General features: G+C 71.1%; 22 protein-coding genes and 2 pseudogenes. 17 read left to right on the forward strand and 7 right to left on the reverse strand.

All coding sequences use genetic code 11. The annotated features are described in order from the left end of the window. Positions 1-97 precede the first annotated feature (97 nt). A complete protein-coding gene (locus tag ACWFQ8_RS17130; protein WP_453787045.1) occupies positions 98-1,189 on the forward strand; it encodes a PP2C family protein-serine/threonine phosphatase in 1,092 nt (363 codons plus the stop codon). Positions 1,190-1,383: 194 nt separating this feature from the next. Here ACWFQ8_RS17130 and ACWFQ8_RS17135 read toward each other — a convergent pair whose 3' ends face one another. Genes ACWFQ8_RS17135 through ACWFQ8_RS17145 form a run of 3 tightly spaced genes read right to left on the reverse strand, consistent with a single transcriptional unit; the run spans position 1,384 to position 5,054 of the window. Then, positions 1,384-2,442, reverse strand: coding sequence for an ABC transporter ATP-binding protein (locus tag ACWFQ8_RS17135; RefSeq protein ID WP_453787046.1), 1,059 nt, complete (start codon positions 2,440-2,442; stop codon positions 1,384-1,386). Next, positions 2,439-4,028, reverse strand: a complete 1,590-nt coding sequence (locus ACWFQ8_RS17140) for an ABC transporter permease (RefSeq protein WP_453787047.1) — start codon at positions 4,026-4,028, stop codon at positions 2,439-2,441. The genes ACWFQ8_RS17135 and ACWFQ8_RS17140 overlap by 4 nt, the downstream gene beginning before the upstream one ends. A gap of 6 nt (positions 4,029-4,034) precedes the next feature. Next, positions 4,035-5,054 (reverse strand): iron ABC transporter substrate-binding protein, encoded by a 1,020-nt coding sequence (locus ACWFQ8_RS17145; RefSeq protein WP_453787048.1) that lies wholly within the window; start codon positions 5,052-5,054, stop codon positions 4,035-4,037. A 214-nt stretch (positions 5,055-5,268) separates the two neighbouring features. Here ACWFQ8_RS17145 and ACWFQ8_RS17150 point away from each other — a divergent pair, with 214 nt between their 5' ends. From ACWFQ8_RS17150 to ACWFQ8_RS17185, 8 genes are all read left to right on the forward strand, one after another. Continuing rightward, positions 5,269-8,001 carry an AMP-binding protein gene (locus ACWFQ8_RS17150; protein WP_453787049.1) on the forward strand — a complete coding sequence of 911 codons (2,733 nt, stop codon included), beginning with the start codon at positions 5,269-5,271 and terminating at the stop codon, positions 7,999-8,001. 138 nt (positions 8,002-8,139) lie between these two features. Next, a complete protein-coding gene (locus tag ACWFQ8_RS17155) occupies positions 8,140-8,535 on the forward strand; it encodes a hypothetical protein (protein ID WP_453787050.1) in 396 nt (131 codons plus the stop codon). Positions 8,536-8,549: 14 nt separating this feature from the next. Next, entirely contained in the window at positions 8,550-10,775 is a 2,226-nt protein-coding gene (locus ACWFQ8_RS17160) for an nSTAND3 domain-containing NTPase (protein WP_453787051.1), read from the forward strand. Positions 10,776-10,785: 10 nt separating this feature from the next. Then, positions 10,786-12,081, forward strand: coding sequence for a hypothetical protein (locus tag ACWFQ8_RS17165; RefSeq protein ID WP_453787052.1), 1,296 nt, complete (start codon positions 10,786-10,788; stop codon positions 12,079-12,081). Further along, positions 12,078-13,295, forward strand: a complete 1,218-nt coding sequence (locus ACWFQ8_RS17170; RefSeq protein WP_453787053.1) for a serine/threonine protein phosphatase — start codon at positions 12,078-12,080, stop codon at positions 13,293-13,295. The genes ACWFQ8_RS17165 and ACWFQ8_RS17170 overlap by 4 nt, the downstream gene beginning before the upstream one ends. Continuing rightward, positions 13,292-14,482, forward strand: coding sequence for a protein kinase domain-containing protein (locus ACWFQ8_RS17175; RefSeq protein WP_453787054.1), 1,191 nt, complete (start codon positions 13,292-13,294; stop codon positions 14,480-14,482). Before ACWFQ8_RS17170 ends, ACWFQ8_RS17175 begins: the two co-directional genes overlap by 4 nt. A gap of 31 nt (positions 14,483-14,513) precedes the next feature. After that, the gene (locus ACWFQ8_RS17180) at positions 14,514-15,224 is read left to right on the forward strand and encodes a vWA domain-containing protein (RefSeq protein ID WP_453787055.1); all 711 of its coding nucleotides are present in this window, start codon (positions 14,514-14,516) and stop codon (positions 15,222-15,224) included. Then, positions 15,221-15,652 (forward strand): hypothetical protein, encoded by a 432-nt coding sequence (locus ACWFQ8_RS17185; protein ID WP_453787056.1) that lies wholly within the window; start codon positions 15,221-15,223, stop codon positions 15,650-15,652. The genes ACWFQ8_RS17180 and ACWFQ8_RS17185 overlap by 4 nt, the downstream gene beginning before the upstream one ends. A gap of 95 nt (positions 15,653-15,747) precedes the next feature. On the opposite strand, the gene ACWFQ8_RS17190 is transcribed toward ACWFQ8_RS17185, so the two are convergent. Then, entirely contained in the window at positions 15,748-16,032 is a 285-nt protein-coding gene (locus tag ACWFQ8_RS17190; protein ID WP_453787057.1) for a hypothetical protein, read from the reverse strand. Between the two features lie 169 nt (positions 16,033-16,201). On the opposite strand from ACWFQ8_RS17190, the gene ACWFQ8_RS17195 reads away from it, so the two are divergent. From ACWFQ8_RS17195 to ACWFQ8_RS17215, 5 genes and pseudogenes are all read left to right on the forward strand, one after another. Continuing rightward, positions 16,202-16,702 carry a hypothetical protein gene (locus tag ACWFQ8_RS17195; RefSeq protein ID WP_453787058.1) on the forward strand — a complete coding sequence of 167 codons (501 nt, stop codon included), beginning with the start codon at positions 16,202-16,204 and terminating at the stop codon, positions 16,700-16,702. A 22-nt stretch (positions 16,703-16,724) separates the two neighbouring features. Continuing rightward, a complete protein-coding gene (locus ACWFQ8_RS17200; RefSeq protein WP_453787059.1) occupies positions 16,725-17,510 on the forward strand; it encodes a hypothetical protein in 786 nt (261 codons plus the stop codon). A gap of 303 nt (positions 17,511-17,813) precedes the next feature. Next, a complete protein-coding gene (locus tag ACWFQ8_RS17205) occupies positions 17,814-18,146 on the forward strand; it encodes an ArsR/SmtB family transcription factor (protein ID WP_453787108.1) in 333 nt (110 codons plus the stop codon). A 182-nt stretch (positions 18,147-18,328) separates the two neighbouring features. Beyond that, positions 18,329-18,703, forward strand: a complete 375-nt coding sequence (locus tag ACWFQ8_RS17210; RefSeq protein WP_453787060.1) for a hypothetical protein — start codon at positions 18,329-18,331, stop codon at positions 18,701-18,703. Positions 18,704-18,807: 104 nt separating this feature from the next. Then, a pseudogene (locus tag ACWFQ8_RS17215) lies at positions 18,808-19,115 on the forward strand (hypothetical protein); the annotation flags it as partial. Positions 19,116-19,299: 184 nt separating this feature from the next. Here ACWFQ8_RS17215 and ACWFQ8_RS17220 read toward each other — a convergent pair. Then, complete coding sequence (locus ACWFQ8_RS17220; RefSeq protein ID WP_453787061.1) at positions 19,300-19,818, reverse strand: ricin-type beta-trefoil lectin domain protein; 519 nt, start codon at positions 19,816-19,818, stop codon at positions 19,300-19,302. Between the two features lie 113 nt (positions 19,819-19,931). After that, positions 19,932-20,699 carry a S1 family peptidase gene (locus ACWFQ8_RS17225; RefSeq protein WP_453787062.1) on the reverse strand — a complete coding sequence of 256 codons (768 nt, stop codon included), beginning with the start codon at positions 20,697-20,699 and terminating at the stop codon, positions 19,932-19,934. A 129-nt stretch (positions 20,700-20,828) separates the two neighbouring features. Here ACWFQ8_RS17225 and ACWFQ8_RS17230 point away from each other — a divergent pair. Next, positions 20,829-20,939: pseudogene (locus ACWFQ8_RS17230) on the forward strand (VWA domain-containing protein); the annotation flags it as partial. A 304-nt stretch (positions 20,940-21,243) separates the two neighbouring features. Here the strand turns inward: ACWFQ8_RS17230 and ACWFQ8_RS17235 are convergent. Next, complete coding sequence (locus tag ACWFQ8_RS17235) at positions 21,244-23,322, reverse strand: ATP-binding SpoIIE family protein phosphatase (RefSeq protein ID WP_453787063.1); 2,079 nt, start codon at positions 23,320-23,322, stop codon at positions 21,244-21,246. Between the two features lie 133 nt (positions 23,323-23,455). Here ACWFQ8_RS17235 and ACWFQ8_RS17240 point away from each other — a divergent pair, with 133 nt between their 5' ends. After that, positions 23,456-23,641 (forward strand): hypothetical protein, encoded by a 186-nt coding sequence (locus tag ACWFQ8_RS17240; RefSeq protein ID WP_453787064.1) that lies wholly within the window; start codon positions 23,456-23,458, stop codon positions 23,639-23,641. A 449-nt stretch (positions 23,642-24,090) separates the two neighbouring features. After that, positions 24,091-26,028, forward strand: coding sequence for a CASTOR/POLLUX-related putative ion channel (locus ACWFQ8_RS17245; protein WP_453787065.1), 1,938 nt, complete (start codon positions 24,091-24,093; stop codon positions 26,026-26,028). Positions 26,029-26,090 lie beyond the last annotated feature (62 nt).

Genomic DNA, 26,090 nt, shown 5'->3' on the forward strand with positions numbered 1-26,090 from the left:
CCGGCACCATGGCCCGGCAGACCGACCGGCGTCGAGCACGGCAGCCGACTCCGTTCGCCGGAGCGCTATGCCCGTGTTGCCCAGATATTCTGGGAAGGTGATCGACTCTGGACGGCCCCGGCTCCGGCGGCGCTATGGCCGAGGGTGGCTCGTGCGGCTGTCGCCGATCATTCTGACCGGCGTGATCGCCGGTTTGGCCTACTCCACTCCGCCGGAAATGGCCTTCAGCCGCCTCCTGCCCGCGGCCCCGGCCCTGGCAGCCGCCATGTGGCCGGTCCTGCCCACCGTCCTGCTCGGGACGGTCTGCCTCCTTCTGATGATCGGCCTCAGCCTCGTCTTCCCCGACCTGGGAACGTGGTGGACGGCGGCCGGGATCGTCGCGGTCACCGTGGCCGCCGCGTACGGGAGCCATGTCCGGCTCCAGCGGGAGCGCACCCTCTTCCAGGTGAGGCTCGTCGCCGACGCGGCGCAACAGGTGGTGCTGAGCCCTATCCCACGCCGCTTCGGGAACGTCGAGATCGAGTCGCTGTACCTCGCCGCCGCGGCGGAGGCCCGCATCGGCGGGGACTTCTACGAGGTGGTCGACACGCCATTCGGGGTCAGGCTGCTCATCGGTGACGTGCGGGGCAAGGGCCTGCCCGCGGTGGGGGCGGCCGCGGCGATCGTCAACGCCTTCCGGGAGGCGGCCTACGGTGAGACCGACATGGTCGACGTCGCACGCAGGCTGGACGCCAGCAGCACCCGTTACAACGCCGCTTTTCCCCCCGACGGGCCGATGGAGCGGTTCGCCACCGCGCTTCTCGTCGAAATCCCGCACGAGGGCAGACGTATCGACATCCTCAACTGCGGACACCCGCCGCCCCTGCACCTGAACCGCAAGAAGCTCCGTGTTCTGGAGCCGGTCACCCCCTCACCGCTGCTCAGCCTCGCGGAGCTCATCGGCGATCACTACAACGTCGACACCTACGACTTCGCCCCCGGCGACCTGCTGCTCCTCTACACCGACGGGATCGCCGAGGCCCGCGCCCGCGACGGCGAGTTCTTCCCGCTGGCGGCATGGATGCGTGGACAGCCCCCCACGCCGCCCCGCGAACTTCTCACGGCTCTGCACCGCGACCTCCTCCGCTACACCAGAGGACGCCTCGACGACGACATCGCGGCCCTCGCCGTACGCCTGCGTGAGCCCTGAGGCACCCGCCCACGACCGTGCACCGCGGGCGCGTCGGGCACGACCACCCTCCGACGCCGCCTGATCACCCCGTCCGTGCGGGTGCGGCTCCCGCATCTGGCGGCCGTCGACGTCGACGCTGCGGACGTGGACCAGGACGGTGCGGTAGCCGGGTGCGCGCCCGGCCGTGCGGTGCGCTCGGAACCGGCGGCCTTCTAGGCGTGCTGTCCGGGGGCGGGGTGCAGGGTCGCGTCGCCCGTGACCTGGATGCCGATGCGCCCACCGGGGGCTACGGGCGCTTCGCCGGGGACACGGACGTCGACCGGTTCGTCCATTCCGTCGACGGCGACGGTGACCATGGCGTCGTGGCCGTAGAAGCGGACGTCGGTCACGGTTCCCCGAGCCTCCGCCGAGTCGGCGTCGCTCAGCCGGAGCTGCTCGGGCCGCAGCAGCACCATGCCCTCGCCCCGCCCGGCCGGTTGCCGGTCGGTCAGCCTGACGCGGCCGAGCGCGGTGGTCGCCGTGCCCTTCTCCGCGGTGCCGGAGACCATCACGGCGTCACCGACGAAGGAAGCCACCCAGGGGTCGGCGGGTCGGTGGTAGACCTCCTGCGGGCTGGCGCACTGGGCGACGCGGCCGTCCCGGACGACCGCGACGAGGTCCGCCGTGGACAGGGCCTCCTGCTGGTCGTGGGTGACCATGACGGCGGTGGCTCCGGTGGCGCGCAGAGCCGCGCGCACATCGGCCCGTACGCCGGTGCGCAGGGCACTGTCCAGGGCGTTGAACGGCTCGTCGAGCAGCACCAGTTGCGGCTGCGGGGCCAGGGCGCGGGCGAGCGCGATGCGCTGTTGCTGGCCACCGGAGAGCTCGTGCGGCATACGGTCGCCGAAGCCGGCGAGCCCGACCAGTTCCAGCATCTCCTCGACGCGCCGGCGCCGCGCACCGCGGTCCGGGCCGGTCAGGCCGAAGGCGACGTTGCGCGCCACGCCGAGGTGCGGGAAGAGGGCGCCTTCCTGGGGGACGATCCCGATGCGGCGGCGTTCGGGCGCGAGGTGCGTGCCGGGGCCGCTGAGCGTGCGGTCGCCGATGGTGACGGTACCCGCGTCGGCGCGCAGGAACCCGGCGATGATGCGCAGCAGGGTGGTCTTGCCGCAGCCCGAGGGACCGAGTACGGCGACCAGGGCGCCGGCGGGGACGGTGAGGTCGAGCCCGTCGAGGACGGCGGCACCGGTGCCGTACGCCTTCGTCAGCCCCGTGATCTGAAGGTCGGTCATGTGCGGTGCCTTCCGAGGAGGTACGAGGGTACGGCGGCCAGCAGGATCAGCGCCGCGGCGTAGGGCGCCGCGGCGGCGAAGGATCCGGTTCCCGTCTCCGTCCAGAGCCGGGTGGCCAAGGTGTCCATGCCGGTGGGGCGCAGCAGGAGGGTCGCCGGTAGTTCCTTCATGCACACGACGAAGGTCAGGGCGGCTCCCGCGGCGACACCGGGGGCAGCCAGCGGCACGGTCACCTCGCGCAGCACCCTCAGCGGGGAGCGGCCGAGCGAGCGGGCGACCTCTTCCAGTACCGGCGGGGACTGGAGCACGGCGGCGCGCGTACCGGCCACCGCGACCGGCAGGAAGAGCACGGCGTACGCGCAGACCAGCAGGGGGAGCTCCTGGTAGAGGGGCTCGGCGTAGCGGACCGCGAAGAAGACCAGGGACAGCGCGACGGTGATGCCGGGCAGGGCGTGTCCGGCGTAGGCGGACTGCTCCAGGAGGTGTGCGGTGCGGCCGCGGTGGCGGGCGGCGATGACCCCGACGGGCAGGGCGAGGAGCGTGGTGAGGGCGGCGCCCGCGGCGGCGACGCCGAGGGTGGTTCCGGCGGTGTCGAGGAGTCCGGCCGGATCCCAGGTCGCCGAATTGCCCACGGCGAGCCAGTACCCGAGGGTGCCCAGCGGGGTGAGGACGGCGACGGCGGTGATCGCCGCGCACCACGCCAGGGCCGGTGCCCGCCAGCGGCCGAGCGGTACGGGAACGGCGGGGCGTGCGGCGCCGGCTCCCGTCCTCGCGTGGCCGGCGCGGCCGCGGGTGCGTGCCTCGGCGGCCACGAGCAGGATGGTCATCAGCACGAGGACGACGCTCAGCGCGGCGGCCGGGGTGCGGTCGAAACTGGCGCGGTAGGAGGTGTAGATGCCGCGGGTGAAGGTGTCGTACCGCATCAGGGAGACGGCCCCGAAGTCGGAGAACACGTACAGCGCGACCAGTACGGAGCCCCCCGCGGCCGCCGGGCGCACCTGGGGCAGCGTGACCCGCAGGAAGGTCTTCAGCGGTCCGTGGCCGAGTGAGCGGGAGACCTCCTCCTGTGCCGGGTCGGCGCCGCGCAGCGCGGCCGTGACGGGCAGGTAGACGTAGGGGAAGCTCACCAGGGTCAGGGCCAGCGCCGCCCCGCTGAAGCCGACCAGGTCGGGGAAGGCGGACAGCCAGGCGAAGGCGGCGACGTAGCTGGGTACGGCCAGCGGCAGGGTCACCAGCACCGACCAGGCGCGGGCGCCGGGCAGCGCCGTCCGTACGGTCAGCCAGGCCAGCGATACGCCGAGCAGCAGACAGGCGGTCACGACGACCCCGGCGAGGGTCAGGCTGCGGCCGAGCAGTTGGGCGGTGCGCTCGTTGGCGACGGCGTCCCAGGCGAAGGCGGGGCCGCGCTCCAGGGAGCGGACCGCGAGGTAGCCCAGGGGCAGCAGCGCGAAGGCCGCGGCGACGGCCGCGGGGATCAGCAGGACGGCGGGCGGGCGGGCCTCGGCGCGCAGCCGCCCGGCCGGCGCGCGGGCACCGGTCGGGCGGGCGGCCGGATCCGTCCGCGGGACGGGATCCGTGGAGGACATGACGGCTCAGACCATCCCGGCGTCCTGCAGCATCTTCAGGGTCTCCTGAAGAGATTCGAGCTTGCCGAGGTCGATCTTCGGCGCGTCGAGGGAGGCCAGCGGCGGCAGGTTCTCGACCGTGCTGGTGACGCCGGCGGCCAGGGGGTATTCCTTGGTGTCGTCGGCGAAGTACTTCTGCGCCTTTTCGGACAGCAGGAAATCGACGGCCTTCTGGGCTGCCGGCGTCTGGGAGCTGCCCTTGACGAGGCCGACTCCGGCGACGTTGACGAGGGCGCCCGGGTCGCCGCCCGGCAGGAAGTGGATCTTCGACTTGACCTTGGCCTCGCCCTTTTCGGCGACCTGCTCGTACCAGTAGTAGTGGTTGACGAGGCCGAGGGAGACCTCGCCCTTTCCGACGCCTTCGAGCACCTTGAGGTTGTTGTCGTAGACCTTCGGCTCGTTGGCCTTGAGGCCCTTGAGCCAGGCGCGGGTGGCGTCGTCGCCCTCCAGGACGCGCATGCCGGTGACGAAGGCCTGGAAGGAGGCGTTGGTCGGGACGTAGCCGATCTTGCCCTTCCATTCCGGCTTGACCAGGTCGTGCACGGTGTCGGGCACCTTGGAGACCTGGCCCGGGTTGTACGCGAGGACGCGCGCGCGCCCCGAGGTGCCCACCCAGTCGCCCGCGCCGCCGCGGAACGCCGGGTCGACCTTGTCGAGCGACTCCTGGGGCAGCTTCTCCAGCAGGCCCTTGGTGGACAGGGCGCCGAGGGCTCCCGCGTCCTGGGAGAAGAACAGGGCCGCCTTGGTCTTCGCGCCCTCTTCCTGGATCTGGGCCGCGAGTTCGGCGCTCTCGCCGTAACGGACGGCGACCGTGGTGCCGACGGCCTTCTCCAGTTCGTCCAGGAGCGGCTTGACGAGCTTCTCGTTGCGGCCCGAGTAGATGACGAGCCCGGCATCGTCCTCGTCCACGCCACAGCCGGCGACAGCGGGGAGAAGGAGCGCTGCCGCGAAGAGCGCGGTCAGACGTCGGACGGAGGGGCGTCGCATGGGAAGCCTTCCTGCATGTGCGGCGGAGAACGTCAACGCCCCATAAGTAAGGTAAAGCTAACCTAAAGGTCAAGAGTGACGAACGCAACGTTTCCACCGCGGCACGGCGGCGGCGGAGCCGACCTTACAGGTGTCCCCACAGTCGATCTTCAGCGGGTCGAATGTGACTTTTCTGTGACTGTGCAATGAGGTAAGCCTTTCCTAAGATTCCCCCGTGACGCCCCTTTCCGCCCTACTCCCCGGTACCAAATCCGTCCCGTTCGCCCATTCCCTCGGCGTCCACGGCGACCGCACCGCGGTCATCGCCGCCGACGGTGCGGTGACCTACCGCGAGCTCGCCGCGCGCGTGGAAGCGACGGCCCGCCGCCTCGGCCGGGAGCGCCGGCTGATCCTGCTGTACGGCGCCAACACCATCGACGCACTGGTCGTGTACCTCGCGGCGCTCGCGGCGGGGCATCCCGTGCTGCTCGTGCCCGGCGACCACCCCGAGGCCGTGCAGTCGCTGATCGAGGCGTACGACCCGGACGTGGTGGCCCACCCGGAGGGCGGTCGGTGGGTACTCGACGAGCGGCGCGCGGTCTCCGCCCACACCCTGCACCCGGACCTCGCGCTGCTGCTGAGCACCTCCGGCTCCACCGGATCGCCCAAGCTCGTCCGGCTGTCGCACGAGAACCTGCAGTCCAACGCCGAGTCGATCGCGCAGTACCTGGGCATACGGGACACGGACCGGGCGGCGACCACCCTGCCCATGCACTACTGCTACGGCCTCTCCGTCATCCACAGCCACCTGCTGCGCGGCGCCGGGCTGATCCTCACCGAACTCTCGGTCGCCGACAGCTGCTTCTGGGAACTGTTCCGCACCGGCCGCGGTACGACCTTCGCGGGCGTCCCGTACACCTTCGACCTGCTCGACCGGGTCGGGTTCGCCTCGATGGAACTGCCCCATCTGCGGTACGTGACCCAAGCGGGCGGGAGGCTGGCCCCCGACCGGGTCAAGCGGTACGCCGCGTTGGGCCGCGCCGCGGGCTGGGAGCTGTTCGTCATGTACGGACAGACCGAGGCGACGGCCCGCATGGCCTACCTGCCTCCCGCCCTCGCCGAGACCCGCCCCGAAGCGGCGGGCGTCGCCGTCCCCGGCGGCTCGTTCCGCCTCCAGCCGCTGCCGGACTGGCCCGAGGAGGACACCGGCGAGCTGGTGTACGCGGGCCCCAACGTCATGCTCGGCTACGCGCGCAGCCCGCGGGACCTCGCGCTGGGGCGGACCGCGGCAGAGCTGTACACCGGCGACATCGCGCGCCTCACCTCCGGAGGGCTCTACGAGATAGTCGGCCGCCGAAGCCGTTTCGTGAAGATCCTCGGCCTGCGCATCGACCCCGCACAGGTGGAGGCGATGCTCGCCCAGCACGGCGTCACCGCCCTGTGCGCGGGTGACGACGACGGCCTCGCCGTCGCCGCCACCGGTACGCGCGCGTCCGAGGCCCGGCGCATCCGGCGGCTGGTGACCGACGCCTGCGGTCTGCCGCCGGGCGCGGTGCGGGTCGGTGTGCTGCCCGAACTCCCCCGCCTCGCCACGGGCAAGCCCGACTACCGGGCGGTCCGGGAGCTGGGCCGTCCTGCTTCCGGGAGTGCGCCGGGGGCGGAGGCCGGCCGGGGCGCGGGTCCGGAGGACCTGCGCGCCCTCTTCGCGGCGATCCTGGACAAGCCCCTCGCGGAGGTGACGCGCGACAGCTCCTTCGTCGGGCTCGGGGGCGACTCGCTGTCGTACGTCGAGATGTCGCTCCACCTGGAGGAACGGCTCGGGCATCTGCCGGCCGACTGGCACACGACGCCGATCCGGGACCTCAGGCCGCCCGAGCGGGGGCTCCCCCCGCACCGGCGGGCGTTGGAGACCGGCGTGGCCCTGCGCGCCATGGCGATCTTCTGCATCGTCGGTTCCCACATCCACGTGTTCGGGATCAAGGGCGGCGCGCACCTGCTGCTCGCGCTCGCGGGATTCAACTTCGCCCGCTTCCACCTGACCGGCGCCGAACGTCGGGAACGCGTACGGCGGACGGGGATCAGCATCGCCCGCATCGCGGTGCCGAGCATGGCCTGGATCGGCTTCGTGCTGCTCCTCAACGACGACTACACCCTGGCCAATCTCGCCCTGCTCGACAGCGTCTTCGGCCCCGAGGACAGCAAGACCGGCATGCAGTTCTGGTTCATCGAGGCCCTGGTCCACATCCTGGTGGCCGTGGTAGCCGTGCTGGGCATCCCCGTCGTGGACCGCGCCGAGCGCCGCTTCCCGTACGCCCTGCCCCTGGCGATCGCGGCCCTGGGCCTGCTCACCCGCTACGACCTCCTCGGCCTCCCGGACCGTACCCTGATGCCGGACGCGGTCACGGTCTTCTGGCTGTTCGCGCTGGGGTGGGCGGCCGCCAAGGCCACCACCTCGCGCCAGCGGCTGGTGGTCACCGCCGCGGCGGTGGCAACGGTGCCCGGTTTCTTCCCCGGCGACCCGGGCCGGGAGGCGATCGTCATCGTCGCCTTCACCCTCCTGGTATGGGTCCCCACCCTGCCCGGTCACGAGCGCGTCAACCGACTCGCCGGCCTCCTGGCGACGAGCTCGCTGTACATCTACCTGACCCACTGGCAGATCTTCCCCTTGATCGAAGACTTCTCCAGGCACCTGGCGTTCGCGGCCTCACTGGCGTTCGGCATCGCGTACGCGACGGTCGCCACCCGGCTGATGCGCGGCCTTGCGCTCCTTCGGACGCGGGCCCATCGGCTGGTGCGACTGCCAGGGGCGCGAGGGCACGTACGGCGAGCACCGCGTGACGGTGGGCCCGACCGTACGGGCGCGGGCCGACTCCGTGCCGCGGCGACGGGCGGCCGCCGCCCCGCTCCCCGCAGCACGGATGATGTCCGACCCGGGCAAGACCCGGTCCGGCACCCCCTGCACGGCTGAGTACGTGCGGCACAGGCCCTCTCCTGCGCCGATCCGGCCATCGCCGTGAACCCGATTCGGTCAAGTACCGGAGAAGAGACCACTTCGCACTTCGCTTCCCCCTAGGGTCTGACCTCTGCGGCAGAAAACGGGGAGAACATGGATCCGATCACGGCCATCGCTGTAGCCGGGGTGGCTCTGGTCGCCAAGGGTGTACTGGAGACCGCCGGCCAGGAAGCGGGGCGCGCGAGCTGGGGTGGAGGTGTCCAGCTCGTCGAACGGCTGCGGGCTCGGTTCCGGGGGGACAGCGAGGCCGAAGCAGCGCTCGACCGGGTACGGCGGAGTCCGCAGGACACCGCGGCCCAGGACCACCTCCAGCGCATGCTGCTGGCGCACATGCTCCGCGACCGGGACTTCGAGGCCGAGATCAGGCGGACCGTCGACGAAGCCGTGACCGCACGTGGCGGCCCGGGCCACGTGAACGCTGCCGTGATCAAGAACGCCCAGATCTTCAACGCAAAGGTCGAGGTCCAGGGCGACTGGAACATCTCCTGACGGGCTGAACGTTCATGAGCGAGGAACCGCTGCCGGACGAGGCGGTGCACGCGGCCGGCGTCGTCGGCCCCGTCCCGAAGGACCCGACGAACGGGACGACCAGCCCGCCCGTGACCGACAGCACAGCGGACGAGGACGGCCCGGTCAGCGAGTCGGAGGCATTACGGTCGCTGACCGCGAGTGGGGGCGGGAGCGAGGCCGAAAGAGTCGAGGCACTGCGCGCCGGGGCCATCGCCGACCTCATCGCCGAGCGGCTGAACGCGGACGCGTCCGGAACGAGCATCGGCACCCTGGCGCTGTTCAACGACACGGTGAGCTTCGGCGGCGGATTCAACTCCGGCGCGGGGCGCGGTTCGCCGGCCGCACGCGGGTCGACGGGTACGGTGCCCGTCGCCGAGGACGAGATCGCCGAGTACACGGATCTGTACGTGCAGCCGGAGCGCTACGACGAGGCGCTGGACGCGTTGTGCAAGCGGCATCTGCTGGTACTGACCGGCTCGCCCGGTAGCGGCCGGACGGCCGCCGCCTTCAATCTGCTCGCCGAGGCGCTCACGCTGAACAGCTCCTCGGACGGCGGCTGTCACCGTCTTCTCGACGCCGGGTCGATCATCTCCCCCGCCTGGGAGCCCCCGGCCGAGCGGAGCGCCTGCATCGCCGTGCTGGACGGCCGTCCCAAGGGGCTTTCGGCACGCGGGCTCGCGGGCGCGGCGTCGAAGCTCCGGTCCACCGGGTCCCATCTCGTGCTCATCGGCGGCCCCGAGATCGAAGCGGCGGTGTCCGGCCCCGGCGGCGACGACCTCGCCCGGCACGGGCTGATGCCGGTGGATCCACTCGCCGTGCTGGAGCTCCGGGTCCTCGGGCACGGCGCTGATCCTGAGGACCGAGCCGACCTGATGGCCCTGCTGGACGCCTCGGGAGCCCTGACCGCGCTGCGGGAACAGCCGCTCGCCGCCCATGCGGTGCGGCTGGCCTCGGTGGTCACGGCCGGCGGCGATCTGGCAGCGGCCGTCACCGCGTTGCGCGACCCCAGCGATCAGGTCTACACGTGGTTCCGCGCCCATCATGAGCCGGAGGCCGTCTCCTTCGCACTCGCGGTCGCCGTGCTGGAGGGCAGCGGCTATCTCACCGTCGCCGATGCCGCACTCCGCCTCCGCCAGGCGCTTGCGCCCGAGGAACCGGCGCCGCCGGACGTGCGTTTTCGGGACCGCCTGGAGCAGGACCAGCCCTGGATCGAGTTGGTCTTCCCCGGACCGGGGGAACTGCCCGGGTCCCCGCGGGTGCGTTTTCGCAGTGCGCTGGTGCGCCATGTCGTGCTCACCTACGCGTGGACCACGCTGGACGGACGCCGGGAAGCGGTCCTCCAGTGGTTGCGGCGGCTGCTCGGCCATTCCGATCTGGAGGTCAGGGCCCAGGCGGCCGTCGCGAGCGGGGTGCTGGCCCGGGCGGACCACCACTACGCGGTGCACCGCTTCCTGAAGTCCTGGGCCGGCAGCACTTCGTGGCCCGTGCGGCAGGCCGCGGCGACGGCCGTCGGCGTGGCCGGATCGACTCCCGCCACAGCCGAGCCGGTCTGGGAGCTGCTGCACCAGTGGGCGGGCGGCGGCCACTCGGCCTACGAGCGGCGGCTGGCAGGCACCGCCGCCACCGCGGTCGGCGGGCTCTTCGGCCGCAACGTCCCTGATCGGGCCTTGGGCGTACTGCGCAGCGCGCTGGACCGGGGGGACGACTGGGGCACCCTGACCCCGGTCGCCTGGGGCGGGGTCCACCTGCTCCACCAGGGGCGCACCCACGAGGTACTGACCGCCTACCTCCAGTGGTCCCAGCCGCAGGACCAGTCGCCGATGGTCCTCAAGACGCTCTCCGCCTTCGTCTTCGCCGCCTCGACGCCGTACACCTCGGCCGTGCCCGGCGGAGCGGGACCGGAGGGGGCCGTCGACGGGGTGCCGCTGCTGCTGAGCGTGCTGCCTCACCACCGCCGGGCCCTGGCTGAGCTCTGGGGGCGGGCGCTGGCCCGCAAACCCGTGCAGGAGCCGGCGTTCGCGGCCCTGCGCGGCTGGATCGACACCTACGCGGACACCTGCCCGGGGGCTCCGGCCGCCCTGCGCACCCTGGTGCTCGACATCGCGCGTCTCCCGGGCAAGCACCGGGAGCGGTTGCACTGGTGGCTGACGAAGTGGGCCGGCGACCGGGAGCACCCCTCCGGGTGTGCCGACGACCTGGCCCGCGCCCTGGAGCTGTGAGAGGAGAACGGTGACGGAACTGACGGAACTGACGTACGACCCTGTGCTGGACTTCCAGCCCGTGCCGCGCCGGCGGCTCATGAACCCGCTGCGGCCCCCGGTCCCCGGGCGGGCGCTCGTCCTGGTGCCCGACCGGGGGGCCGCGCTGACGATCCTGCCGGGCGAGGAGGTTCCGGCGGCCCGGTTCGGTTCGTACCAGAGCGTGTATACCGTGGATCTTGCCGAGCACCGGCTGGTCCTGGACATCCCGCTGCTCAGCAGGGACCCCACTTTCTCGTTCCGCAGCAGGGTCGACCTCGTGTGCCGGGTCGCCCATCCGGCCGAGGTCGTCAGGCGCGGCATCCGGGACATGAGCGGAGCGCTGTACGGGCACCTGCGCAAGATGCTCCGAGAGGTGGCCCGGGAGTACGACGTCGCCGAATTCCACCGGGCGGAACAGGCGTTGAACGCCTCGGTGGGCGGCTTCACGGGGGACTCGGCCGTACTGCTGCGCGGCCTTCATGTGGAACTGCTCGTCGACGAGGACGAGATCGCCACCAGCGGGCGGGAGTTCCGCGATGTCGTGCGGGAGACCCGGCTCGACGGGATGCGGCGCCGGCGCCACCTGGAGCTGATGCGGGACGAGGGCGTCGAAGGCGTCATCGCCGAGATCATGGAGAGGGAGGGCCCGCGCGCCGCACTCGCCTGGATCGAGAAGGGCCGGGCCGAGCATCGGGAGGCACATCTGCAGACGCTGCGCATGGTGCTGGAACGGGGAGACGCCGACCGTGAGCCGTTCGAGCAGGCGGAACTCGAACGTGCCGTGCTGGAGGGCATTCTCCGCGGCGAGGACGAGCCGTTCGGCGACGTGCGCCGTGGACGCCTGCGGGGCGCTCTCTCGTCGGGACGGGACGCCCGGACCTCGGCCCCGGAGCCGGAGGGGGACGCGGCTCGTCCGTCGTCCGGCTCCGGCCCGGGCGGGCGCACGTCGCCCGCCGCAGTGCCCCGGGCATCGGCGAGGACGCCCGTGCGGGGCGAGGTGGTGATGCCGACGTCGGCGGTTCCGCCGGAAGACGAACCGGTGCCCTCCACGACACCGCCGAGGCGGCCGGAAGCGGGCCGACGGGGACGGGCGCCGGATGACCGACCGGTCTCCGGCCCGGTCGGCACGGCCGAGCCCTCGCGACTGCCGGGCCCGGTACGGCCCTCAGGAGCGGGACGCCCCTACGACGCCGGCACCCCGGAGACCGAGCAGCCCAGGCGGGTGAGCCGGGTACGGGGCACGGCGAAGCGGAAGCACGGCACGGACGGTGGCGAGCGAGGATGACTTCACCGCACCAGGGCCCCGCTGACGACGGGGCCGGCCTCATCGGCGGCCGTCCCGTCGCCCTGCCCCCCTCACCGTCCCGCGGGGAGGACCGGTCTCCGCTGCGCGAAGACACCTCGGCGCCCCCGCCTCCTTCCGGTGCACCGGCCGCCGCGTCCTCACCACCGCAGCCGACCGGTTCCGCCGCTACCGACGCTCCGCGACCGCGGTCCTCCCCGCGCAAGATCTGGGGCCACGGCACCACCGGGCTCCACGCCGTCGCCGTGTGGACGGAGCGGGTGCCGGGACGCGGTGAGGACGCCGAGCCCCTCCTCGCCTACCACCTGCCGACGCAACGGGGCCTAATCGGCGTGTTCGACGGTTCGGGAGGCTCCGGTTCCTCGCCGGCCTGGCAGGCCCCGGACGGGACGCAGCGCACGAACGCGTGGGTGGGCTCACGCGTCGCCCGGCTCGCCACGGACTGCTGGTTCCAGGAGGTGACCACCGCAGGCGAGGAAGCCGACTCCGCGTACCTCAAGGGGTACTTGGACTACTTCCACGCACAGGCGCCGCAGCGACGCAGCAAGATCGTCGGCCGCATGCGGCGTCAGCTGCCGACCACCCTGGCCGCGATCGCGTTCCGCCTGCGGCCCGGCCGGTTGGAAGGGCAGGCCCTGTGGGCCGGCGACTCGCGCGCCTATCTGCTGGATCCGCAAGCCGGGCTCCAGGTCCTGACACGGGACCACACCGAGGTGAGCGACGCGCTGGAGCTGCTTCGTTCGGATCCGCCGATGACCAACACGGTCGGTTCGGACCGCGACTTCTTCGTGCAGGAGCACGCCTTCGAGTTCGCTCTGCCCTGTGTACTCCTGACGGCCACGGACGGGTTCTTCGGGTACGTCCACACGCCGGCCGACTTCGAGGACACCCTGCTGTCCACCCTGCGGGACGCGAACTGCGAGACGGAGTGGGCCGAACTGATCCGCCGGAGCGTGGAGGGCTATACCGCCGATGACGCCTCTCTCGGCCTCATCGCACTCGGCTACAAGGACTTCGCGCACCTGCGGTCGGCCTTCGCCGCGCGCCAGGGGTTCATTGCCGGGTTCTGCCGGAAGAACCGGCCCACGAGCACGGATCCCGCGTATGCCGTACGAGCCTGGCAGGACGGGACCTGGCACGACTACCGGACCGGCTACGAGGCATACCTGCCGACGCCGCGGGAGGAGCAGGCATGAAGCAGGGTGACGAGATCGCGGGATACCGCGTGGTGAGCGAGCCGACCAACGCCAACGGCGGCAAATGCATGTGGGCCTTCGCCGAGAAGGACGGCCGGCAGTACTTCCTGAAGCGCTTCCTCGAACCCAAGCGTCCGCGCGAGGGGTCCACCGCGAGCGCGGCCAGCCGGCGGATCCGGCTCGAAGTCTGCCAGGAGTTCGAGGACCGGCACCGCGGCATCATGAAGCGGCTGCGCCCGGACGCCCGCGGCGGCGGCAACCTGGTGCTGGCCACGGACTTCTTCCACGAGGGCAGCACGTACTACAAGGTCACGGAACGGATCGACACCTCCAGCCTGGAGAAACCCCAGGCACTGGAGCCCCGGCAGAAGGCCGTGCTGCTGAAGACGCTGGCGCTGAGCCTTCAGCTGCTCCACGACATCGACGTGGTGCACGGTGACCTCAAGCCGCTCAACGTGCTGATCCAGAAGCGCGACGGGGTCGTGTTCTACTCGGCGAAGCTGATCGACTTCGACGACTCCTACGTATCGGGCCGCCCGCCGGGCCGCCAGGACGTCGCCGGGGACTCGCTGTACGGGGCACCGGAGTGGCGGCGCTACGTCCAGGAGGACGAGGCCGTCCGACCGGAGCATCTGACGACGGCGGTGGACGTCTTCGCGCTGGGCCTGATGACGCACTACTACCTGACCGGCGCGCTACCGGGACACAGCGCTCGGTACGGGTCCCCGGCCGACGCGGTCAACGCGGGTGAGTCACTGGACCTGGACCCGCGGCTCTCGGATTCCATGCGGGGGCTCATCCGGGCGATGACGGCTCCGGCGCCGAGGGACCGACCGCGCATCGCGACGTTTCTCAAAACGCTGACGGACCCCCAGGTATGCGCCCTGGTCCACCGGCGCCCTGGTACGGCCAAGCCGACGAGGACGGAACCGGAGGTGCCGGGCCCGGCGGGTCCGCAGCCCGGGGCGTCCGACGACACCGCCGCGCGGACCAGCCGGATCAGGACCAATATCGGCCGCGGCACGGCCCCCGCTCCCCCGCCCTCGCGCACACCCCCTTCGGTTCCTTCGCCCGCTCCGCCTCCTTCGGCTTCTGCCGGGACGGCGCAGGACGACGAGAAGGCACCGGCCGCCGGGCGGACGTCCCGGGTCCGCATCAACCTCGGCGACCGCCGCCGTACCTCGTAAGCCATCCCAGATCTTCAAGGAGACCCACCCCATGAACGGCAGCAGTGACCAGTACCAGGGCAATCTGCAGTATGCGGTCGACATCGTGCTGTGCATCGACGCGACGGGCAGCATGTTTCCGGTCCTGGACACGGTGAAGACCAGCGCCCTCCAGTTCCACGACCGGCTCAACGAGGTGATGGCCAAGAAGGGCAAGGCGATCAGCCAGTTGCGGCTCAAGGTCATCGCTTTCCGCGACTTCGGTGACAATGCCGACGACGCCGTCGAGCAGACCGGCTTCCTCGTGCTGCCTGACCAGTCGAAAGACTTCGAGACGTTCGTCCGGAGCATCGATGCCGGAGGCGGCGGCGACATTCCGGAGTCGGGTCTCGAAGCGCTCGCACTCGCGATCAACTCGCCGTGGGAGAAGGGCCTCGACCGTCGGCGCCACGTCATCGTGATGTTCACGGACGCCCCCGCCCACCCTTTGGGGACGGTCGGCACGTCGGCTCAGACCTATCCGGCCGGCATCCCGCGCACCATGGACGAGCTCTTCGAGCAGTGGGGTTACGCCCGCAGCCAGACGGCGGTGATGGAGCAGTCCGCGAAGCGTCTGGTGCTCTTCGCTCCGGACGGAGCGCCGTGGCAGGACCCGATCGCGGAGGAGTGGGACCTGACGCTGCACTTCGAGTCCAAGGCCGGCGCCGGGCTGGAGGAGTTCGAGATGGACGAGATCATCGAGACGATCGCGAACAGCCTGTGAAACTGGATCTCCCGGGCGCGTCGGTGCATGTGGCCGAGGGTGCCTTCGCTTTCACCTGGCACCGCTTCGGTGGGCTGGACGTGTCGGTCGCACGCTGCACCTCGCTGCACACCAGGGCCCACGGCCGGCAGGGCGAAGTGCAGTTGATCTTCCAGTTCCGGCCCGACGGGGCGGGCGAGGGGGCGAGCGGGATGGTCGTGGTACGGGTCGACGTTCCGTCCCGGTACGCGCCCTCCGCCATGGAGTTCACGACGGAGGTCCGTGCCAGGTACGGCATCGGCGGGCCGGCGGACGAGGGCGGCCAAGAGGACACCGTGAGCCGCGTTCCCGGGGACGACCGGCACTGGATCACGGGGCCCACCAACGCCGACTCCGAGGAACTGTTCGGAGAGATCTTCGACCGGATCACGACGGAGCCGGCGGCCTGACGGTCCCACGACAGGAAGAGGGGGGCAACGGTGGCCGGGGCCAACTGGCGCTGCACGGCGTGCGACGTCTACAACGTACCTGCCGCGAAAGCGTGTCAGGCATGCGATACGGAACGCGTCGGAGCGCCCGTACGCAAACCGTCCCCCGCCCGACCGTCGGGCAACTGGAACTGCACCCAGTGCGGTACGAACAACGACCGGGACGATCTGAGCTGCATCGGCTGCGCGACCGGCTGGAAAGCGGCGACGAAGAAGGCTGCCCCCAGAAAGCCGTCACCGCGCAAGCCGACCGCAAGAAGATCGACCCCGACCACAGCCACTGCCGCGAAGAGGACGACAGCCGCGGCAGCCCCCAGGAAAACGACCACCAGGAAGACCACGCCGAGCCCCACCGTGCCCGGCGGCACGGTGGGGTCCCGATCCACCGTGCCGCCCCGCGGGGAAGCACCGGAGGTGTTCTACCCCTCGGCGTCGGGCGGGTACGCGCCCCCGTCCACCGCTTCGGCCCCTCCACCCCCCGCTCGGAGCGCGCCGTACCCCCCTCGACACGTGCCTCCATACCCCCCTCCTTCCTACCGGCCACCGAAGCGGTCAAGTAGGGGCAAGGGCTGCGCGCTGGGCTGTCTCGGGCTGTTCGTCGTCATGGTCCTGCTGCCGATGCTGACCGCAGGGGTGCGGGATCTCGTCCTACCGGAGGGTGACGGCTCCGGCCCGGGCACCGAGGGCGCGACGCCGGCGGCCGCCTCCTGCCCCGACCGGATCGCCGAGGCCGTCCCCGACGGAAGCGGGGCGCGGTTGGTCAAGGCCTTTCGAACGGAGAACAAGCAGATCACGCTCTGCCGGACGAGTGGCGGGAGCCTGTACTACTACGGAGAGTTCAGCGACCAGCGCGAGCCGGGGATCGCCATGCCCGCCGAGGAGACCACGAGCGGCTTCGAGGCGCGCAACGACCCGTACAGCTACCGCATCGACGGCGATACCGTGACCGTCTACCGGAACGGCAACCGGATCGGCCAGGAGACCCTCACCCCGGAACCGTCCCCGTCCTGAGGGCCGCCGTACGATGCCGGGCATGATCATTGCCTCCGTGGACACCACCTCGCAGAGTTTCGCCCTCGGACAGGTGAGCGCAGTCCTGGCTGTCGCCGGCGTCGCCGTTATGCTGCTCTGGCGTTTCACCCGCAGCTGGCGCATGCCGTCGACTCCCCCGGGTGGCGACCCTGCCGGGACCCTGCGCGAGGAGAGACGGCGGCGCCGGTTCGTCGTCGGCGTGACGGTGCTGATCGCGCTGGGCGCGGCGGCGCGGGCCGCGACCTCGTACGCCCCGGAACCCCGTGCCTCCGAGGCCCGAGCGACCGCGGCCGCCGCCGCAGGCCAGGGCGCGCAGGCGGGCGAGCCGCCCAAGGTGGTACTGCCGGAAAGTTTCGCGGGTTTCCACCTGATGACCGGCGCGGCGGCCGAGCGGACCCAGGCCGCGGTGCTCGCGGGCCGCACGCTGCCCGCAGGGACGAAGGCCGGCTTCTACGCCCACGACGGGGACGAGAACCTCGACCTCCTCGTCGTCGTCCGCAGTGCCGAATGGGACCCGACGATCCACGAGGACAAGGCACGGAACTCGATCGCGCAGGAATTCCGCGACTACTTCGCCGGCGCGAAAGCCCGCGACGTGACCGCCTTCGAGCCGGGCCCGTACGGCGGGGGCCTCAGCTGCGGCCTCGCACAAGGCGCGGACGGCGAGCGGGCGGTGTGCGCCTGGAGTGACGCCACCACCTTCGGCTCGGTACGGCTTGCCCGCGCGAGCACCCTCGCCGAAGCCGCGCAGACCGCTCTCGCTCTCCGCAACGCCGCCATGCACTGAACACGGCGCAGAACGGCCCAGTGGCGCGATGCGTTCGGCGCGTCCGGCCGGGGCGGCGCGGGCGGCATGCCGGCGGCGGACCCCGGACGTGGCGGAAGGAGGTGGCGGGAGGAGGTGGCGGGAGGAGGTGGCGGGAGGGGTGGTGGCGGCATGGGTGGAAACGCGGACGGGGGTCCGGAACGTGCGCGGATCTGCGAGGGTGGGAGTCTCGGTGGGCGCGTGAGGGTGGCCCAGGACCAGGACGGGGCCGATGACGTGTCAGGACACGTGGGCGAGGCGAACGGCAGCGAGGAGAGGACCGAGGTGAGTACGCCGCTCTACCAGTTGAAGGCGGAGTTCTTCAAAACCCTCGGCCATCCCGTCCGCATCCGTGTCCTGGAACTCCTCAGCCAGCGCGAACACGCCGTCTCGGAGCTCCTGGCCGAGGTCGGCGTCGAGCCGGCCGCGCTGTCCCAGCAACTCGCGGTGCTCCGCAAGGCCAACCTGGTCCACACGCGCCGCGAAGGCGTCAGCGTCCACTACCGTCTCGCCGGCGACGACGTCGCCGAGCTCCTGCGCGTGGCACGCGGCATCCTCACCGGAGTCCTCCAGGGCCAGGCCGACCTCCTCGCCGACCTCACCTCCCGCCACCCCTGACGCCGTCCTCCGGCCGGCCGCCTTCCCGGGGAGATGGTCCGCGCGGGCCTCGCCGATCAGGCCAGTCCCGTTGCCAGTTCTCCCGAATCCCCGCAGTCGGAGCGGGTCTGTGGATAGCGTCGCGTTGACAGGGCGGCGCGTGCAGCGCGCCGGCACACGCGAGGCACGGAGGGCGAGAGCTCATGGCGAACGTGGAAACCGCACTGAAGGACATCATGGCCAGCGTCGAGGGAAGCCTCGGGGCGGCGGTCGTCGACTACACCAGCGGCATGGCCCTGGGCACCGTGGGCGGGGGACGCGACCTGGACATGACCGTCGCCGCCGCCGGCAACACCGACGTGATCAGGGCCAAGGTCCGCACCATGCAACACCTCGGCCTCGACGACGACATCGAGGACGTGCTGATCACCCTCGGCGAGCAGTACCACCTGATCCTGCTGGCCAGGGGGCGGGGTAAGGAAACGATGTTCCTCTACCTCGTCCTCGACAAGCGCAACGCCAACCTCGCCATGGCCCGCCACCAACTCCGGCGCATCGAGGCGGAGCTCGACGTCTGAGGCCCGGATCCCACACGCACGCCCAAGAGTTGCATTTTTATGCAACTAATGACTTCGGAATGTCGCCATATGCGCACTCCGAACTCCGTTGTCAGTAGCTCCGCCTGGCCGAGGGCGGCGGCCGGGCGGCGGTCTCGCAGGCCGGTGGCGTGCTGCTGGTCGAGACCGTCCGCAAGGCCGGCGTGGACACCGCGATATCAGCGGCGCTGACGCCGTGGCGGAAGGCTCGGGCGGTGCACGATCCGGGCGTGTTCGGGCCGGTGGCCTTCGACCCGACGGACCGGTCGCGGCCCTGCTCAGACCAGGCAACGCGGGATAGAACGCGGCCACCGACCACCTCACCGCCGCCCGGCTGGCCTTGGTCCAGCTACCGAAGAAGTACCGGCGCGGGCGCGGGACCCTGATCCGCACCGCCCACATCACCGCAGCCCTCGACCGGCTCACCCAACTGCCCGACGTCGGATGACCAGCGGATTCTCCGCCCCTTCGGCAGCACCTCAAGCCGGAGCAGTGGAATCCGGCGCCATCCCGAGGCGACAATCGGGTCTTCGGCCTGCACAGCCTCGGCCCACGGCGCGAAGGTCGGCGTGCGCTTTTTACCGACAGCTCTGGGGAACCTGAGGTTGCGCAATCCATGCATCTTTTATCGAATGCACAATATGAGATGCGGACACGGTATTATCATCCCACCATGTGACTTTAGTGGTCGGACCCAATCCCATCAAGTACTTGTCGTCACAGTTGTAGTACAGGAGCTGCCCAGTGTCCGCATCGTCGCACTTGGACAGGTAAACCTCAGACTGATTCATGTCCAGACATGACCCCTTGAAGAAATCGTTTTCAAGCATGAAGACTCCATAGTTATTGTAAGGCTCCATTGTCCAATTGCTCGTACTTCCCGCCGCCGCATTGCAAGGGTAAAGCATAACCCCGCGACTGCGGTGATGTACGGATAGGCATTCATTTTGACCGTTGTTCGCCACGAAGCGAATCGGTCCTGAATTCCAAACAAAATCCGACTGAGAAGAAGATGCAGCTGCGGAACCGGGCATGCCCGTCAGTGCGAGGAGGCAGCCGGCGGCCGCGAAGGAAGCGGCGCGACTCATTTTAGACATTTGAAACGATTACCTCTCAAGGAGCGAATTCGGGGAATTCTTCACGTGGCCCTGGACAGGAAACTGCCGCTGGACTGTTGTTGCGTCGATGGGCAATTTGCGGTCCCCGAGATTCACCATTCCTCGTCCACGGGGACACCCAACTGGTATAGCCAGTTCGTGTTACCCGGGTCAAAGCGCGCTATGGTGGCGTAGGCGCTGTTGGAGCCCGACGTGGCCTCGGATTTTGAGGTTACCCCGACCTGAACGGTTTGTCCGTTGGGCAATGTTTTAACTACGGGGCCACCCGAGTCCCCCCAGAAGATCCTTGCGCCATCTTTAGTGAATACCCGAAGCGCCGGTCCGCCCAAAATGTCCCGAGCGCTGTCCGTGACTCTCACATCCGCATTCTTCAGGACCCTGGCGAGGTCGGCCCAGTATCCAGTCTTTCCCCAGCCGTAGACGGTCGCCGTATCATTGAGTCCGATATCACCGACGGCCCCGGAGGAGATATCGAGGTGCTTGACCCCCGACAGTTGAGATACGTCATATTTAAGGAAAAAGAGAGTCAACTCGTATCGGCTGGCCATGGCGTCCACATGGATCAGGTGACCTTCCGCGCGAGTAGTATTACCGACGCGAACAAGATACTTGGCGGGATCCCGACCTTGTTCAAGACAGTGAGTCGCGGTCAACACGATTTTTGGGCCCACGACACTACCCGAACAAACAAAGAGCCAATCACCGTTCTTTCGTTGATAGATTTGGGCGGCACCGGTGGGAGCGTCCGCAATGGCCGTGCGCCCGTTCTCGATAGCCGTCGCCGGAGTTCCCTGGAGTTGCAGAGCGAGGGAGAGGAAAGCCACCAAAGCAAGGGTGATTCCTCGGATGCTATTTTTCATTGCTGCCTTTCTGCACCGTATGCCCGTTTTGCAATTCACGCAGCCGCCGAGGGGCGAGGAGCGCTGGGTCGCGGTAACAGTGTGAATGAGAGAGCTTGTACGATTCTTGCTCTTCTCTTGCTCGCGCTGGGGGCCGTTTCCGTGAAGGCGGGACGGAATCCCGAGTTGGAGGTGTACGTGCGGAGTCGTTCGGTTGACAGGAAGCTCAAGCCGAAGACGCGTCTCCTCGCCATGCGCTGAGATTTGCGTCCCACCACGAGCTGACCGTTCCGGTCAGGTCGCTGAACGGGGCGTACCGCGCGGCGAAGAGAGGGACGTGGTCGCTGAGGCCGAGCCGTACGAGCATGTCGCGGGCGCCGTCGAGGAGGCGGCCGGGCGCCGGCCACACGCCGGGGGCGATGTTGCCCGGGGGATCGCCGAGCGCGCGGCCGGACCGTCGACGTCCAGCTCGGACAGCAGGGCGATCAGGTCGGCTACGGAGATCCACCCGCCGAGGCGCCATGATCGCCTTCCGTCGTCCGTGGTCGGCACACCCTCGGCAGCCTCAGAAGTCCGCGACGACGAGCGGGTGGCCGGTACCGGGGGCGCCGATCGCCTGCTCCGTCCAGATGGTCTTCCCGGTACTGGTGAACCGGCTGCCCCAGCGGTCGGTGAGCTGGGCGACGAGGAAGAGGCCGCGGCCTCCTTCGTCCGTCTCCCGCGCTCGGCGCAGGCGCGGCTGCGTACTGCTGGAGTCGGTCACCTCGCAGACGAGCACCCGGTCCCGGATGAGCCGGAGCCCGACCGGACCCGCCGTGTAGCGGATGGCGTTGGTGACGAGTTCGCTGGCGACGAGCTCCGTGACGAAGCCCAGGTCGTCCAGCTCCCAGGCGGAGAGCTGACTCACCACCAGCTCGCGGGCGCGCGAGACGAGGGACAGGTCGGCCTCCAGCTCCCACTCGGCGACGCGGTCCGACGAGAGGGCGTGCGTGCGGGCCAGCAGCAGGGCCACGTCGTCGGACGGGTCCTGGGGCAGCACGCCGTCGAAGACGCTCTGCCCGACCTCGCCCAGGCTCCTGGCCGGGTCCGCCCCGGCGAGCGCGCTCCGCAGGCGCTCCATCCCCTCCTCGATGTCACCGCCGCGGCTCGCGACGAGCCCATTGGTGAAGAACGCCAGCATGCTCCCGGGTCGCACGCCGAACTCCGCGACCTCGAAGGGGACTTCGCCGACGCCCAACGGCGGTCCCGGCACCATACCGACGAACACGGGCTCCTCGCCCGGCGTCAGCAGGGCCGGCGGCGGATGCCCCGCGGTGGCGGCGGAGCACGCCCTGGCCACCGGGTCGTAGACGGCGTACAGGCACGTCGCGCCGAGCACCGCCGTCTCCGACCGGGACTCCCCCGTCGCCCCTTCGCCGGAGAGACCGAGCACCAGGTCGTCCACGTGCGTGAGGAGCTCACCGGGATCCAGGTCGAGGTCGGCCAGGGCCCGCACCGCGGTCCGCAGCCGCGCCATGGCGGCGGTGGCGTCGAGTCCGTGGCCGACGACGTCCCCGACGACGAATCCGACCCGCAGGGACGGCAGGGGGATCACGTCGAACCAGTCCCCGCCGACGCCCATGCCGCGCCCCGCCGGCTGGTAGATCCCCACGGTCTCGGCGGCGGCGAACTCCAGCGAGGAGCGCGGCAGCAGGCTGCGCTGCAGAGCCACCGCCGAACGGTGCTCCCTGGTGTATCGGCGCGCGTTGTCCACACCGAGCGCGGCCCTGGAGACGACGTCGCGCAGCAGGGCGGTGTCCTCCTCGCCGAACGCGGACGGCAGCTGACCGCGCCAGACCGTGACGCAGCCGAGGACCAGGCCCCGGGCGTAGAGGGGCACCGCCACGGAGGAGTGCACCCCCTTCGGCACGAACAGCCGCAGCCGCTCCGGGTCCACGTCGAGCCTCTGGCGGAGGGCGGCGACGTCGGAGATCAGCACGGACCGCCCCTCCATGAGGGGGTGCAGCACCGCGCTGTCCCCCACGGGAGGCAGCGCCTCGCCTACCGCCAGCAACTCCTCCGCGGAGATCTCCGGGCTCTGCGCCGAGGCGGTCCGGCGCAGGCGGACGTCACCGCTCGCGTCGAGGTGCGCGGGCTCGTCGCCCACCAGTACCGCCTCCGCGATGTCCACGGTCGCGAGGTCGGCGAAGTCGGGGACGAGCAGGTTCACGAGGGCCTCGGCCATGTCGGTCACGTCGAGGGAGGTCCCGATGCTCGCCGCGGCGGCCCGGGAGAGCCCCGTCCGGCGGCGCTCGGCGTCGCGCGCGGACGCCTCGGCCTCGGATTCGGCGGGTGTGATCAGTACGAGCCACCGCACCTTCGAGACCGTACCGCCCGCGGCCCGCTCGCCGAGGCGGACCACCTCGTAGAAGAGGCCTTCCGGCGGTGTCGCGGTATCCCCCGCGTCATGTCCGCCGTGCGGGAGCAGCGTCAGCAGCGCGGGGCACAGCTGCCCCGGCGAGCACCCCAGCAGCGTCGCCGCCGTGCCGGAACAGGCCACGACCACGCCCTCGTCGTCCAGTACGACCGCTGCCGTGTCACTGACGTGTCCCGGGGCCCGGCTCGGGCCGCCGTACTCCGCCTCGCGGTGCTCCGCTTCGCGCATGTCGCCTCCACACGGCGTGGCTTTCAGTATCTCCCCACCCGGTCGGACCCGGCGACCGGGCGCCGTCCGAGCCCGCCGCGGGCTCGGACGGCGGGCCCGGGCGGCCGGTGATACGACTGGGTGAGGCTCCTGCGTGCCTCCCCCGACGACCTCCCCCGACGACCGGGCCCGACACGGTCGGGCCCGGCGCAAGAGGCTGTCCCGGTCGGCGGCCGAGGCGCCACCGCAGTACGAGCTGCGCCCGGACCCGGTGGCGGTGCCGGCCGCGCGGGATGTCGACCGGGTGTTGGAGCCGCTGCCGATGCGGTACGGGCCGTGACCGGCCCGGCGGCGGCGTAGGCCCACCGCCGGTCCCGCGGCGTACGGGGATCAGCCGCCGGTCGCCGAGAAGTGCCGGGTCGACCGGGCCGCCCGCCCGGTACGTGGCGCCCAGCACCGGGCTCAGTACGAGTCGCGGCCCTCCGCCTCGCGATGCACCGCACCGGACGCCGCAACCTGGCAGACCCTTCCGGCCGCAGCACTGGACGGAGCCGTCCGGGGCGGGCGCCGCGCAACACGCGCAGCGGGCCGCCGCGCCGGACCGGCGCCCCGGCGCACCCGCATCCCGCCGCACCGCGCCGGTACACCGGTGCGCACCCGTAACCGACGCGGCACCGAAGGGTTAGCAGTGCGGAGATCACCCACCCGACATCCGAAGATCTCCGACGCGCGCCCCGGGGCGCCGGGCAGCGGCCCGGCCGGGGCGCTGTCCCATGCCCGGGAGATCTCATGGCGCGGCAGCACACGACGTCCCTGCGGGAGTTGCTCCGGTACCGGTTCGACCAGCTCGTGGCGGGCGGCACCACCGCGCTCATCGGCTGGCTCGCACTGGCCTGCCTCGCCGTCGTGGTCCCGGCGAGCGCGGTCCTCGTCTGGTCCGACCGGACTCCGCCGGCCTCCCTCTCCGGCCGGCTCACGGCCGTCTGGGTCAGCGTCGGCCAGACGCTCAAGATCGGGGGCGCCGTCGGCTCCCCGCTGTACGTGCTCGCCTCGGTGTCGCTGGCCCTGGTCGCCCTGCTGTTCGTGTCGACGCTCGTCAGCCTGATCACCACCGGCATCAACAGCCGCATCATGTCGCTCCGGCTGGGGCACTCCACCGTGCTGGAGTCCGGGCACACCGTCGTCCTGGGCTGGTCCGACCAGATCTTCCCGGTGGTCGGGGAGCTGGTGAGCGCCAACGCCAACCAGCGCCGCTCGGCGATCGCCGTCCTCGCCCCCAAGGACAAGGTGGAGATGGAGGAGGAGATCGCCACCCACGTCCCCGACACCGGCAGGACTCGGATCATCTGCCGCACCGGCAGCACCACCGACCCCACGGTGCTGGCCAGGGTGAGCCCGGCGACCGCCAAGGCCGTCCTCGTCCTGCCGCCGAGCGGCGAGGCGGGCGACGCCCGCGTGGTGAAGACCCTGCTCACCCTGAACGCGGCCGTCCCCGGCGGCGGGGACGCGGTGCTGGTCGCCGCCGTACGGGACACCCGCAACCACCGTACGGCCCGACTGGCGGCCGGTCCGGGCGGGCACGTCCTGTGCGTGGACGACATCGTCGCCCGGCTCCTCGTTCAGACCGCCCGCCGACCCGGACTGTCCCTGGTGTACCAGGAGTTGCTGGACTTCGAGGGCGACGAGTTCTACCCGGTGGCCGCCGAGGCGCTCGTGGACCGCACTTTCGGGGAGGCCCTCCTGGCGTTCGCCACGTCCTCGGTGGTCGGCCTTCTGCACGCCGACGGCGAGGTCGCGCTCAACCCGGACTCCGGAACCAGGATCCGTGTGGGCGACCGGCTCGTCGCCGTCACCCGGGACGACGACACGGCCGTACCCGCGAACACGGCGGCGTGGGTGGACGAGAGCGCGATCGTCTCGGCCGCCCCCCGTGCCCCCCTCGCCGAACGCCTGCTCCTGCTGGGCTGGAACCGCCGCGCCCCGCTCGTCGTGGAGCAGCTCGACCAGTACGTGAGCCCGGGCACCACGCTGGACGTCGTGGCGCTCGGCGGTGACGCGACGGCGCGGGGCGCCGCCGGGTCGGCTGCGGTCCGGCGGAACCTCGAAGTGGCTTTCCGCGAGGGGGACATCACCGATCCGCGGGTCCTGGACAAGCTCGACGTCCCCTCGTACGACGGCGTGATCGTCGTCGGCGAGCCGGGAGACGGGACACGAGCGGGGACGGGGACGGGAGCGGCGGGGGCGGAGACGGAGGCCGAGGCCGAGGCGGACGACCGGACGCTGGTCGCCCTGCTGCACCTGCGGGCGATCGCGGAGGCCTCGCACCGGGAACTCGCGCTCACCACCGAGATGTCCGACGACGGCAACCGGCTGCTCGCACCGGCGCGGGAGGGCGCCGACTTCATCGTCAGCGGCCGGCTGATCAGCCTCCTGATGACCCAGATCTCGGAGAGCGGGTACCTCGCCCGCGTCTTCGAGGAATTGTTCCGGGCCGAGGGCAACGAGCTGTCCTTGAAGCCGGCCGCGGACTACGTCCGGACGGACCGCGAGGTCACCTTCGCCACCGTCGTCGAATCGGCGCGCCGACGCGGCGAGTGCGCGGTGGGGTACCGGCTGCGCGCGCGGGCCGCCGCGGGGCCCGACCACGGGGTGCGGATCAATCCGGACAAGCGGCAGGGGGTGCGGCTCGGCGCTCAGGACTGGGTGATCGTGCTCGCCGAGAGCTGACCGCCGGCCGCCGGCCGCCGATGCGCGCGGGCCGGGGGCCGGAAGCCGGAGACGGGGAGCCG

The organism is Streptomyces sp. NPDC055254, assembly GCF_053606025.1.

What these genes read in the sequence shown, in the direction of transcription:
- ACWFQ8_RS17220 (WP_453787061.1), bottom strand. Translation starts at nt 19,818, where the DNA reads ATGTCTAAAATGAGTCGCGCCGCTTCCTTCGCGGCCGCCGGCTGCCTC.
- ACWFQ8_RS17170 (WP_453787053.1), top strand. Translation starts at nt 12,078, where the DNA reads ATGACTTCACCGCACCAGGGCCCCGCTGACGACGGGGCCGGCCTCATC.
- ACWFQ8_RS17225 (WP_453787062.1), bottom strand. Translation starts at nt 20,699, where the DNA reads ATGAAAAATAGCATCCGAGGAATCACCCTTGCTTTGGTGGCTTTCCTC.
- ACWFQ8_RS17155 (WP_453787050.1), top strand. Translation starts at nt 8,140, where the DNA reads ATGGATCCGATCACGGCCATCGCTGTAGCCGGGGTGGCTCTGGTCGCC.
- ACWFQ8_RS17210 (WP_453787060.1), top strand. Translation starts at nt 18,329, where the DNA reads ATGGCGAACGTGGAAACCGCACTGAAGGACATCATGGCCAGCGTCGAG.
- ACWFQ8_RS17145 (WP_453787048.1), bottom strand. Translation starts at nt 5,054, where the DNA reads ATGCGACGCCCCTCCGTCCGACGTCTGACCGCGCTCTTCGCGGCAGCG.
- ACWFQ8_RS17140 (WP_453787047.1), bottom strand. Translation starts at nt 4,028, where the DNA reads ATGTCCTCCACGGATCCCGTCCCGCGGACGGATCCGGCCGCCCGCCCG.
- ACWFQ8_RS17135 (WP_453787046.1), bottom strand. Translation starts at nt 2,442, where the DNA reads ATGACCGACCTTCAGATCACGGGGCTGACGAAGGCGTACGGCACCGGT.
- ACWFQ8_RS17160 (WP_453787051.1), top strand. Translation starts at nt 8,550, where the DNA reads ATGAGCGAGGAACCGCTGCCGGACGAGGCGGTGCACGCGGCCGGCGTC.
- ACWFQ8_RS17245 (WP_453787065.1), top strand. Translation starts at nt 24,091, where the DNA reads ATGGCGCGGCAGCACACGACGTCCCTGCGGGAGTTGCTCCGGTACCGG.
- ACWFQ8_RS17175 (WP_453787054.1), top strand. Translation starts at nt 13,292, where the DNA reads ATGAAGCAGGGTGACGAGATCGCGGGATACCGCGTGGTGAGCGAGCCG.
- ACWFQ8_RS17235 (WP_453787063.1), bottom strand. Translation starts at nt 23,322, where the DNA reads ATGCGCGAAGCGGAGCACCGCGAGGCGGAGTACGGCGGCCCGAGCCGG.
- ACWFQ8_RS17180 (WP_453787055.1), top strand. Translation starts at nt 14,514, where the DNA reads ATGAACGGCAGCAGTGACCAGTACCAGGGCAATCTGCAGTATGCGGTC.
- ACWFQ8_RS17200 (WP_453787059.1), top strand. Translation starts at nt 16,725, where the DNA reads ATGATCATTGCCTCCGTGGACACCACCTCGCAGAGTTTCGCCCTCGGA.